At 33.6% G+C, this 12,637-nt stretch carries 11 protein-coding genes; all 11 read left to right on the top strand.

Going from position 1 to position 12,637, the window contains the following annotated elements:
- Positions 1–69: 69 nt before the first annotated feature.
- The 11 genes from JMO20_RS13160 to JMO20_RS13110 all read left to right on the top strand — a co-directional run bounded on the left by JMO20_RS13160 (position 70) and on the right by JMO20_RS13110 (position 12,623).
- Complete coding sequence (locus JMO20_RS13160) at positions 70–1,248, top strand: acetyl-CoA C-acetyltransferase (protein WP_202710148.1); 1,179 nt, start codon at positions 70–72, stop codon at positions 1,246–1,248.
- Between the two features lie 269 nt (positions 1,249–1,517).
- On the top strand, positions 1,518–2,933 hold the full coding sequence (locus tag JMO20_RS13155) for a sigma-54 interaction domain-containing protein (protein WP_202710147.1): 1,416 nt from the start codon (positions 1,518–1,520) through the stop codon (positions 2,931–2,933).
- Positions 2,934–3,207: 274 nt separating this feature from the next.
- The gene (locus JMO20_RS13150) at positions 3,208–4,083 is read left to right on the top strand and encodes a branched-chain amino acid ABC transporter permease (RefSeq protein ID WP_202710146.1); all 876 of its coding nucleotides are present in this window, start codon (positions 3,208–3,210) and stop codon (positions 4,081–4,083) included.
- A 3-nt stretch (positions 4,084–4,086) separates the two neighbouring features.
- On the top strand, positions 4,087–5,097 hold the full coding sequence (locus tag JMO20_RS13145) for a branched-chain amino acid ABC transporter permease (protein ID WP_202710145.1): 1,011 nt from the start codon (positions 4,087–4,089) through the stop codon (positions 5,095–5,097).
- An 11-nt stretch (positions 5,098–5,108) separates the two neighbouring features.
- A complete protein-coding gene (locus JMO20_RS13140) occupies positions 5,109–5,903 on the top strand; it encodes an ABC transporter ATP-binding protein (RefSeq protein WP_202710144.1) in 795 nt (264 codons plus the stop codon).
- On the top strand, positions 5,903–6,610 hold the full coding sequence (locus JMO20_RS13135; protein ID WP_202710143.1) for an ABC transporter ATP-binding protein: 708 nt from the start codon (positions 5,903–5,905) through the stop codon (positions 6,608–6,610). The genes JMO20_RS13140 and JMO20_RS13135 overlap by 1 nt, the downstream gene beginning before the upstream one ends.
- A 75-nt stretch (positions 6,611–6,685) precedes the next feature.
- Positions 6,686–7,897, top strand: a complete 1,212-nt coding sequence (locus JMO20_RS13130; RefSeq protein WP_202710142.1) for an ABC transporter substrate-binding protein — start codon at positions 6,686–6,688, stop codon at positions 7,895–7,897.
- A gap of 303 nt (positions 7,898–8,200) precedes the next feature.
- A complete protein-coding gene (locus JMO20_RS13125) occupies positions 8,201–9,028 on the top strand; it encodes an alpha/beta fold hydrolase (RefSeq protein WP_202710141.1) in 828 nt (275 codons plus the stop codon).
- Positions 9,029–9,235: 207 nt separating this feature from the next.
- A complete protein-coding gene (locus tag JMO20_RS13120; protein WP_202710140.1) occupies positions 9,236–10,270 on the top strand; it encodes a 3-oxoacyl-ACP synthase in 1,035 nt (344 codons plus the stop codon).
- 28 nt (positions 10,271–10,298) lie between these two features.
- On the top strand, positions 10,299–11,618 hold the full coding sequence (locus tag JMO20_RS13115; RefSeq protein WP_202710139.1) for an acetyl-CoA hydrolase/transferase family protein: 1,320 nt from the start codon (positions 10,299–10,301) through the stop codon (positions 11,616–11,618).
- Between the two features lie 21 nt (positions 11,619–11,639).
- Entirely contained in the window at positions 11,640–12,623 is a 984-nt protein-coding gene (locus JMO20_RS13110; protein ID WP_202710138.1) for a 3-oxoacyl-ACP synthase III family protein, read from the top strand.
- Positions 12,624–12,637: the final 14 nt, after the last annotated feature.

Genomic DNA, 12,637 nt, shown 5'->3' with positions numbered 1-12,637 from the left:
AAATTTTATGAAGAAATATTTTTATTTTGTAAATATGCAATTTTCTAAATAAAAAGAGGAGGCTAGAAAATGAGAGATGTTGTTATCGTATCAGCTGCTAGAACTCCCATAGGAAGCTATGGTGGAAGCTTATCTAAACTATCAGCAGTTGATCTAGGAGTTGTAGCTGGAAAGGGAGCAATTGAAAGAGCAGGCATCGATCCTAGTTTAATTGATAATGTTCTTATTGGAAATATTTTATCAGCTGGATTGGGACAAAATCCTGCAAGACAGATATCCATTAATGCGGGAATTCCAGATACAACTCCAGCTATGACTATAAACAAGCTTTGTGGTTCAGGCTTAAGAACTGTAAGTATGGCCGCACAATTTATAATGCTTGGTGATGCAGATGTGGTATTAGCTGGAGGGGTCGAAAGTATGAGCAATGCACCATACTTGATTCCAAAGGCTAGGTGGGGGCATAGAATGGGTCATGGTCAGCTTATTGATACCATGATTTCTGATGGATTAACTGATGCCTTCAATGACTATCATATGGGAATTACTGCAGAAAATATCGCTGATCAATGGAAAATTTCTAGAGAAGAGCAGGATGAATTTGCAGTGAAGAGTCAAAATAAAGCTGAAAAAGCTCAGAAAGAAGGAAAATTTAAAGATGAGATAGTTCCAGTTATGATACCTCAGAGAAAAGGAGAATCAATAACTGTAGACGTAGATGAATACCCTAAACATGGTGTTACAATTGATAAATTGGCAAAGTTAAGACCTGCTTTTAAGAAGGATGGAACTGTTACAGCAGGAAATGCTTCAGGAATAAATGATGGTGCAGCTATGTTAATTGTTATGGCTAAAGAAAAGGCAGAAGAGCTTGGATTAAAACCTTTAGTAACGATAAAAGGATATGCATCGGCTGCCCTAGATCCTAAGATAATGGGATATGGACCAGTGCCTGCAACCAAGAAAGCATTAAAAAGAGCTAATATGTCTATAGAAGATATTGACTTAATTGAAGCAAATGAAGCTTTTGCTGCCCAATCAATAGCAGTGACTAGAGATCTTAGTCTTGACTTGGATAAAGTAAATGTGAATGGTGGAGCAATAGCTTTAGGGCACCCAATAGGTGCATCGGGAGCAAGAATCCTAGTTACATTAATATATGAAATGATTAAAAGAGATTCTAAAAGAGGACTTGCAACTCTTTGTATAGGTGGCGGACAAGGAACTTCTTTAATAGTTGAAAGATAGGGTTTTAGTTATTGTAATAAAGGAAGAAGATCTCATATTTATTAGAGGTCTTCTTTTTTTAGAGTTAAATTAGGATTTAAATAATAATTTAGAAAATATATTAAATGAGTATCTAATCTTAACATTGGGTAATAAGGGGGACAAATACTTTCAATAAAATGCTTAATATTCTATAAAAATAGGTTTAAGTAATGTTAAAGGATTTCTCTAAAAATTGTAGAAATAATATAGTACTAGATAAAAGGATGCATATTGGGAGGTATTCGTGAATGATTAAAGATAATAGTCAGACTGAACAAAATAGTCAAGATCCTGTATTAACAGATTATCTTGTATCTACCCTTCAAAAAATATTTGATCCTGTTCCAGTTCCAATAATTTTAGTAGACCATGAGGCTAAAGTTAGAATGATTAATCAAGTTTTTGCCAATTACCTTGGATATAATATAGAAGATATAATAGGAAAAAAGGTATTTGAAGTAGATAAACATACCAGATTTCCATATGTCCTTAAAAATAAGAAAGCAGAAATAGCATGGAAGCATAGATTTGAAAATGGTCATACAGCCATTGTTCATAGAATTCCTGTACTTGACGAAGATAATAATGTCAAATATGGCTTTGGGATGGTATTGTTTCAAGATTTAGAAGAGTTTAAGGATATAATAGAAAAGAATAAGCTACTTTCAACAGAGATACACCACTATAAGAAACAGTTAAAGGAAATATATGGTTCTAAGTATTCATGGGAGACAATAATAGGCAATAGTCCAATAATGGCCCAAGCGAAATATATGGGGAGGAAAGCTGCTCAAACTAATTCGAATGTTTTGTTGTTGGGAGAAAGTGGCACTGGTAAAGAGTTATTCGCCCACGCAATACATAATGACAGTGCAAGGAATTATTGTCCTTTTGTAAAAGTTAATTGTGCAGCTATTCCATCTGATTTATTGGAGTCAGAATTATTTGGATATGATGAAGGTGCATTTACAGGAGCAAAAAGAGGAGGTAAAATAGGGAAATTTGAGCTTGCAAATGGTGGGAGTATTTTCCTAGATGAGATAGGAGATATGCCTATGGAAATGCAGGCTAAGCTTCTAAGGGTATTACAGGAAAGAGAGTTTGAGAGGATTGGCAGTAACAAACCTATAAAGGTTGATATAAGAGTAATAGCAGCAACTAATAAAGAATTAAGAGAATTAATAGATCAAGGAAAATTTAGAGAGGACTTGTACTATAGATTGAATGTTATGACCATTGAAATACCTCCATTAAGAGAAAGATATGGGGATATAGAGAAGCTAACTCATATACTAATTGAAAAAGTATCTAATCAGATTGGTAAATATGTATCAGATATATCAAAAAAAGCTATGGATTATCTTAGTGTTCACAGTTGGCCAGGAAATGTAAGAGAGCTTGAGAATGTATTAGAGAGAGCTATAAATTTAACAGAAACAGATATTATTAAACCTGTTCACTTACCTGTATATATTACTCAGAATACTAAAAAAGCAATGAGTGGACCTGTGAGGCCCTTAAAAGATATCGTTGAGGATGCTGAAAAGGAAGCAATAGTACGATGCTTAGAACATACTAATGGAAATAAGCTCAGAGCTGCAAAAATGTTAGATATAAGTAGATCAAGCTTATATGATAAGATTGAAAAATATAATATACAGTAGTGTAGAAAAAATGTACACATTGTACAGAAAAGTACACACTATTATTTATAATTTAAAATATTTAAAGACAATACGAAGCTTAAAATCTGTTTTAAAATTTCAGATTTAAGCTTTTTTCTCTATATATCTGAAACCATTTTAACTAAATTCAAATAATTGATCTAGTGGCATGTAAATTGCATGATATATTTTGTAGCAAAACATATATTAGATAAAATGATTTCACAGGATTAAAAAACTAAACAACAATAATATAAGGGGAGGACAAGACAATATGGCAGTTTTTTTTCAAAACGTAATAGCTGGATTGGAGACTGGTAGTTTGTATGCTCTAGCAGCATTAGGTTTGGTGTTGATTTTTAGAACTTCAGATGTCATAAACTTTGCACAAGGTGAAATGGCTATGTTTAGTAGTTTTATTGCTTATCAGCTATGGAAGCCATTAGGGTTACCTTATCCAGTGGTTTTTATTGGAGCTATTCTATTTGCAATTTTATTTGGATTTCTAGTAGAAAGGATTTTTATTAGACCTGCCAGCAAGGCTTCGCTGGTTAGTAAAATGATAATTACATTAGGTCTTATTATGATTATAAATGGTTCAGCTTCAGCTTTGTTTGGAATTGATTCATATTTTTTCAGGAAAGCGTTAACAGCAGACAATATTGATGTTAGAGGAGTAATCATTCAGCCTAATGCACTATTTATAATTACTATTACTATTGCAATAATGGCAGTACTTTTTTATTTAATTAGAAAAACAATGATGGGTATATCTATTAGAGCTACAGCTCAAAATGAGACTACTGCAAAATTAATGGGAATACCTGTTTCTAGAGTGTACTCTATGTCGTGGATTATTGCCACTGTACTTGGTGCCATAGCAGGGATATTAATTGCACCAACAACGAATATTTCCACTACAATGATGACTGAAGTACACTTAAAATCATTTATCGCTGCAGTACTCGGTGGATTTGGATCCTTTATAGGACCTGTAGTTGGAGGGCTAATAATAGGAGTTTTAGACAATTTAGTTGGTATGTATATATCTTTAACTTGGAAAACAGTTATAGTATATGGGCTACTGATTGTAACATTAGTAATTAAGCCTACGGGGCTATTCGGCAAAGTTCATAGAAAGAAGGTGTAACCTATGAAAAAATCTAAAATAAACAATAAAAAACTTTTGGCCTTTATTGCAATTCTCTTAGTTGCCATATTGCCATTAATATTTAATTTCAAACGTGGAACAATGACAATGTTAAATACAGTTATCATATACGCAATAATAGCAATAGGCTTTAATATTCTTTTAGGTTATGCTGGGCAAATATCTTTAGGCCATGCTGCTTTTATGGGAATTGGAGCATATGTTTCTGCCTTTGTTTCAAATCATCTTACCTTACCTTTAGGCTTACATTTTATAGTGGCTATATTACTTTCAGGGTTAGTACCATTAGTTGTTGGACTTTTACTAGGATTGGTTGCCTTAAGGCTTGAAGGACATTATTTAGCTATAGCAACATTAGGCTTTGGAGTAGCCATACAACAAGTGTTTAAAGAGTGGATAGGATTCACTAATGGGTACTCTGGTATGAGAGCAGATCCAATAGAAATATTTAATATTAGCTTTAGAAGTAGGGAAATGTATTTTGTCTTATCTGTCCTAGTATTAGTATTGTTATCAATATTCGCATATAACCTTCTTAGATCTAAAACAGGTAGAGCCTTAGTCGCAATGAGGGATAGCGAGCATGCTGCTCAGGCTATGGGAATTAGTCTATTTAAATATAAGTTAGTAGCTTTTGCTGTAAGTGCTTTTTATGCGGGAGTAGCAGGCTCTTTATATATGCATCTTATACGATTCACTATGCCTGACCAATGGGGAGTTATGCTATCCTTAAATCTTTTAGCCATGGTTGTCATTGGTGGACTTGCATCAATTGAAGGTGGTATCGTTGGGGCAGCATTTATAATTATAATACCTGAAATTATAAAAGGAATTCCGGTTATAGGGGAAATCCGTAGCTTGCCATATATATTTACAGGAGTATCAATGATACTAGTAATAATGTTCTTTCCATATGGGTTAGCAAAGATAGGGGCACAAATAAAGCAGTTGATACGAAATAAAAATCGAGCACCAAAGAACAATGAAGTATAGGAGGACTAGATATGAGTGAAATTTTAAAGGTAGAGAATTTATCTATTAGCTTTGGTGGATTAAAGGCTGTTGATGATTTAAGCTTTGAAGTTGAAGAAAATAGTATATACGGACTTATTGGCCCCAATGGTGCAGGAAAAACTACCATTTTTAATTGTATAAGTAGATTTTATACTCCAGATGAAGGGAAGATAAGTTTCATTCCCCCAAAAGATGATAATCATATGGAATATGATCTCTTAGAATATGATGTGCATGAAGTTATAGAAATAGGGCTAGTAAGGACATTTCAAAATGTTGAGCTAGTAAAACAAATGACCGTATTAGAGAATTTAATACTAGGAATACATTCAAAAACAAAAGGCAGTATTTTATCCCAAGGTTTTAATCTTCCTTTAATAAGAAAAGAGGAGAAAAGAATTAGAGAAAAGGCTTATAAAATAATGGAATTCTTAGGATTGAAGGGAATAGAGAATCAGCTTGCCACTTCACAGCCTTATGGGATTCAAAAATTAATAGAACTTGGAAGGGCATTAATAACGGAACCTAAAATGATAATACTTGATGAGCCTGCTGCGGGAATGAACCATACGGAAACTGAAGAATTGGCAAATTTAATAAGAAAGATCAGAGACAAGTTTAATATAACTATCCTATTAGTTGAACATGATATGGGACTTGTAATGAAGATATGTGAAAGGATTTGTGCTATCAATTTTGGAAAGAAAATCGCCGAAGGAAGTCCTATTGAGATTCAGAATGATCCCAAAGTTCAAGAAGCTTATCTTGGAAAGGGGGAGAATTAATGCTTAAATTAGAGGGCGTAAATGCTTATTATGGATATATACATGCTCTTAAAGACGTATCTATTGAAATTCCAGAAGGTAAAATAGTCACATTACTAGGAGCAAATGGAGCTGGCAAGACTTCTAGTCTTAAGGTAATATCAGGATTATTGAAGCCCGAAACAGGAAAAATCCAATTTGAAGGTAAAGATATTACAAATCTTTCTGTTGAAAAGATAGTTTCTAAGGGAATAGTTCAGTCGCCAGAAGGTCGACAAATATTTCCAGAATTAACTGTCTATGAAAATTTAATAGCAGGTTCATATACTAGAAAAGATAAGAATAATGTAAAAAGTACTCTTGAAAGGGTATATAACTATTTTCCTATTTTAAAGGATAGAGAAAAGCAAAGTGCAGGAACTCTTTCTGGTGGAGAGCAGCAGATGCTAGCCATAGCAAGAGCATTAATGGCAAAACCTAGATTATTATTATTAGATGAGCCTTCATTAGGATTAGCACCATTAATTGTCAAAGAGATATTTGAGATAGTACAAGAAATCAATAACGAAGGAACAACGATACTATTGGTTGAGCAAAATGCTTATCAAGCATTATCTATAGCTCATTATGGATATATCTTGGAAACTGGTAAAGTTGTACATCAAGGAGAAGCAAAAGAACTAAGAGATAATGAGAAGGTTAAGAAAGCATATCTTGGAAGTAGTTAAAGGTCAAACTAGTTGATAGCTAAGCGTTTTGGCTTAGATAATCATAAATAATTTTAAAATTAAGGGGGAAATAAAATGCTAAAAGGAAAAAGAATATTAGCTATAATGTTAAGTGTTATGCTTGTTATTTCATTGGCAGCGTGTGCAAAGGAGACTGAGCAAGCGAGCCAAGGTGTTACTGAAGGCACAATTAAAGTTGGTACAATTGGAGTTCAATCAGGAGCATTGTCTTTCATAGGAGTTCCTTATTTTGCAGGAATGGAAGCTTACTTTAATACTGTAAATGATGAAGGAGGAGTAAACGGCAGAAAGATTGAATTAATTAAAAAGGATGATGAATTTAACGTAGAAAAATCAATTGCTGCTGTAGAAGAACTAATATATGATGAAGAAGTGTTTGCTTTAGTTGGACATCTTGGAACTCCAGGAATTAAGGCTTCAATAGACATAGTTAAAGAAGCAGGAATACCTGATGTATATTTTGGAGGAGGAGCTGAAGAATTTGCAACAGCAGGAGAAAACTTTTTCCCAGTTCAACCAATCTATGCTTATGAAGGTAAATTGATGGCTAAATATGCAGTAGAAGAATTTAACGCAGATAAATTAGTTGTAATTTATAGAACTGACGATGTTGGTAGAGATGGATTAGAAGGAGTGGAACAAGGGCTAGATGCGTTGGGTAAATCAGAAATACTATCAGAAGAAGGTAAAATAGCATTTAATTCAGGAGATACTGATTTTACTGTTCAAATTCAAAAAGCTAAGAGCTTAGATCCAGATTTAGTGATATTATATGGATTGTCTACTGGAGTATCAGGTATACTTAAGGAAGCAGAAAAGGTTGGATTTAATGTGCCTATGCTTACTACTTATTCAAATGCTGATGCATCATTCCTAGCAGTAGCAGCTCCAGGAGCGCCTAATGTAATTAAAAACCTTAATGTATTAGGATGGCTAGAGGTTACAGAAGATAGCTTGGAACCATTAAACACAGCAATGGCTAAATACTTCCCAGACACTCCAATAAATGCTTATACAATGGCAGGTTGGGTTGCAGCTGAGACATTTGTAGCAGGATTAAATGAAGTTGGAGACAACTTATCTTGGGAAGGTTATATAGAGGGAATGAATGGTCTACAATTCACTACAGGATTAGCTCCTGAAATAACTTACTCAGAAGGAGTTCGTCAAGGTGTTACTAAGATGGCTATGAGTAGAGTAGTTCAAGAAAATGATGGTAGTTATGTGTTTGAACAAGTAACAGATTTTAAAGAATTCCAAGAATAAATAAATTAATAGATATAAGAGATAGAAGCCTAGGTTACTAGGCTTCTATTTTTCTGTCTGCAATTCAACATAAAGGTTGGGTTTTTAAAAATACATAATGTATGAAATATGAACATGTATTTTTTTTGTACATCTAATTTGGAAAGTTAAAGGGTAGTGAAATCAAAGGGTTACTTTTTACAATATAGTGGAAATAGAATTTTATCCATTATTATGCCTTTAAATCAGCTTTAAATAAAACGTTTTCTTATATGGCACAACATTTGCATATTTAAATTAAAAAGATGAAGTGGTGGTGCCCACATGGGACATGTAAAAGCAAATGGTATCAATATTTATTATGAGATATATGGAGATGGAATACCACTAGTGTTAATAGGTGGATTAGGATATTCATCATGGATTTGGTATAAACAGGTTCATGAGCTGTCTAAAGATTTTAGGGTGATTGTATACGATAACAGAGGAATTGGGAAAACAGATATGCCTGATACAGAGTATACAATCGAAATTTTTGCCGATGATTTAGCTGAACTTTTAATTGCATTAGATATAAAGCATAGTCATATATTGGGGTTTTCTATGGGAGGATATATTGCTCAATATTTTGCAATTAAATACCCCGATATGATAGACAAATTAATTCTTTGCTCAACATCCTATGGAGGTCCAAATTGTATTCCTATTCCAAAACAATCCTTAAGAACTATTTTTGCTGGGGGAGAGCCACTCATAGCTCAGACCGAAGCCAGAGCTATGATAGAAATGTCTATATCAAGAAGTACTCAAAATAATAAAAACACCGTTGAAGAGCTTTTAGAGAAAAAAACAATGACTTCCCAGCCCAAATATGCTTATCAAAGACAGTTAATGGCAGCGGCGGGCTTTAATGTTGAAGATGAACTTCAAAAAATTAAATCAGAGACTTTGATCTTATCTGGAAGAGAAGATAAGATAATACCTTCAGAGAATTCACAGTTATTAAGTAGAAACATTCCAGGGTCAAAAGTCTATACTGTTGAGGATGCTGGCCACTTGTTTTTTATAGAAAAAGCAGTATTTACTAATAAGCTTATTGTCGAGTTTTTAAAAGACTCAAATACATCAATAATGTGGAGTACTACATTCTAGCCAGGTACTTAATATTTTAAAATAGAGTACTGCTATGAATGAAGTATTAAGAGTTTAGGACAGTAATAGGTAATTTGAGAAAGTATCAAAAAATATTTATAACAAAGTCAATGAATTAACTGAATTTCTTATAGCTAAGAACTCAGAAGAGGTGAGGTTGATTTTAAATAAATAATATATAGCTAATAAAGGAGGAGACTAGAAGAAATGATAAATCAAAAACCGAATGTGGGAATAGTAGGAACAGGAATATATGTTCCAGAAAAAAGAATGACTGCTAAAGAAATATCTGAGGCTACCCAAGGATATTGGACAGAGGAAGCAGTTAAAGAAAAATTAGGTATTATAGAAAAGTCAGTCCCAGATACAGAAGATGGCACTCAGGAAATGGGGGTTAAAGCAGGATTACATGCAATAGAAAGAACAGGGATAGACCCAAAAGATATAGATTTAATATTATGTATGGGTGAAGAGTGGAAGGAATATCCATTGACCACCTCAGGTATCTATATACAAGAGCAAATAGGTGCAGTAAATGCTTGGGCAATAGATATCCAACAAAGATGTTGTACTACAGTTGCTGCAATGAAAATAGCAAAGGATATGATGATGTCTGATGATGATATTAAAATAGCTATGGTAGTTGGTGGCTATAGAAACGGAGATTTTGTGGACTACTCAGATAAGAATATGTCAATGATGTATAACTTGTCTGCCGGCGGTGGAGCCATAATATTGAAGAAAAACTACAATAAGAATCTTTTATTAGGAAGTCATATAATATCTGATGGATCATTAGCTAGAGATGCAGGAGTTGAAATTGGCGGTACGACAAATCCGATAAATAAGGAAAATATAGACGAGGCATATAAATCTCTTAGACTTATGAATCCTCAACATATGAAGGATAGATTAAATGAGGTATCCATGAGTAATTGGATTAATTGTATAGATAAAGCTTTTGAAAAGTCTGGAGTATCTAAAGATGAGTTAGGATATCTTGCAGTATTACATTTTAAGAAATCTATGTATAAATATATGATAGATCTATTGAATTTAACTGAAGATCAATCTATATATTTAAATAGTTATGGCCATATGGGTCAGGTAGATCAAATATTATCTCTACATTTAGGGTTAGAAAACAACAAAATAAACGATGGTACAGTAATATCCATGATTGCCGCTGGAATCGGTTACGCATGGGCAGCTAATGTAATAAAATGGGGACCAGCTGAGTAAAAAAATGTAAATATAAGGGGGAATAATAATGAATATAAAAGAAATATATAATAACAAGTTAATAACAGTTGAAGAAGGATTAAATAAAATAAAGTCAAACTATAATGTAATATCAGCTTTAGCTGCAGCTGAGCCTAGAGAGCTTTTATCAAAATTGCACACAATATCTGATAGAGTAGAAAATGTAAATGTAGTAACATGTCTACCAATGGGAGCCTATGAATATTTTACAGACCCCCAAAATAAAGATAGCTTTTTGATGGAAGGTTGGTTCTATAGTCCAGCCATAAGAAAAACTCATAAGAATAAAAATGTATCGTTTATACCTAATCATTTGCATTTAGCAGCTACGAAGAGATTAGATCATAGAAAGACAAATGTTTTTGTTGGGACTGCCTCTTGTATGGATAAACATGGATATATTTCATTGTCTTTAAGTGCAACATATGAGAGGGAAGTTATAGATGATGCCGATATAGTTATATTAGAAGTCAACCCAAATATGCCAAGGACATTTGGTGATACAATAATTCATATAAGTGAAGTGGATCATGTTATTGAGACAGATTATTCTATACCAGAGTTTCCAGTAACAGAACCTTCAGAAAAGGATAAAATCATAGGAAAATACATTGCAGAATTAGTAGAAGATGGATCAACTATACAATTGGGTATAGGAGGAATACCAAATGCAGTAGCAGCTGAATTGATGAGTAAAAAGGATCTGGGAATACACACAGAAATGTTTACCGATGGAATGGTCGATTTATATGAGGCAGGGGTAATAACTAGTAAGAAGAAGACTCTAATGCCTGGTAAAATGGTTGCAACTTTTGCCCTTGGAACAAAGAAGCTATATGATTTTATTGACAATAATCCTGCAGTTAATATTATGAATGGTAAATGGGTTAATGACCCCTATGTAATAGGTCAGAATTATAAAATGATATCCATAAATACAACTCTTCAGATAGATTTAACTGGTCAGTGTTGTTCAGAATCCATAGGTCATAAGCAATTTAGCGGAACTGGAGGACAGGCTGATACTGCTATTGGAGCTCAAAATTCTCAAGGCGGAAAGTCAATAATTGCCTTATATTCTACTGCCAAAATTAGAGTGCCAGGTAGTGAAGAAAGAAAGGTAGTTTCTAAGATCGTTCCTAGATTAGATCATGGTGCTATTGTTTCATTATCAAGAAACGACGTAGATTATGTAGTTACCGAATATGGAGTAGCAGAATTAAGGGGAACCTCAGTAAGAGATAGAGTTGAAAGACTTATAAATATTGCTCATCCAGATTTTAGGGAGCAATTAAAGAAAAATGCAGAAGAGTTAATGATTTGGTAAATTTAAAATAGGAGGGTTACTATGTTAAGATCAAAGATTATTGGGACAGGTAGATATTCACCTACAAATTTAGTTACTAATGCAGATTTAGAAAAGTACTTTGGAAAACCTTTAAAGCCAAGCTTAGAAGGAAAATTAGGGATTAAACAAAGATATATTACTGGAGATGATGAGAGCTCTGCAGATTTGGCAACGAAAGCAGCTGAGAAGGCGATTGAAGATGCAGGAATTAATGCTAAAGATATAGACTTAGTAATAGTTACAACAGATACTCCAGAATACATTAGTCCAGCAACTTCATCTGTAGTACAGGGTAGACTTAAAGCAGTTAATGCTGGTACATTTGATATAAATGCCTCTTGTGCAGGATTTGTGACAGCTTTAGATGTAGCTTCAAGAATGATAATGACAGGAGGATATAAAAAAATATTAGTGGTTGGAGTTTATAATATGACTAAATTTGTGGATAAAACTAATATGTCAGTATATCCTATTTTTGCAGATGGTGGGGGAGCAGTAGTCTTAGAAGCTACCGAAGAAGAAAAAGGATTTTTAGCTTCAGAGTTAGTTGCTGATGGGACTCAGTATGACCTGTTAGGAATTTATGCAGGAGGAACGAAGAACCCAATCACTAAGGAAAGATTAGATAAGAAAGAACATATGCTGCAATTCCTACAGCCATTACCTCCTGATAGAAATATTAAGCTATGGCCGCCAATGATTAAGGATGTTTTAGAAAAAGCAGGTCTAGAACTAAATGACGTAGATCATTTTCTATTTACTCAAATAAATAAATGGGTAATTGAAGAGGTTATGAAGGTTTTAAATTTACCTATGGAAATGACTACATGTATAATGGGAGAGTATGGATATACTGGTTCTGCTTGTATACCTATGGCCCTTGACATTGCCATAAAGGAAGGTAAGGTTCAGAAAGGCGATAAAGTTGTAATGGTAGCCTCAGGTGTTGGTTTTGCTGTAGCTGCAGCAGTATTTGAAATGTAATAGGGGGTATTTTT

The organism is Sporosalibacterium faouarense (assembly GCF_016765695.1).
GTDB classification, from domain to species: domain Bacteria; phylum Bacillota; class Clostridia; order Tissierellales; family VENL01; genus Sporosalibacterium; species Sporosalibacterium faouarense.
The sequence above is the reverse complement of the archived record's forward strand: the minus strand, read 5'-3'. Positions and strand labels throughout refer to the sequence as shown.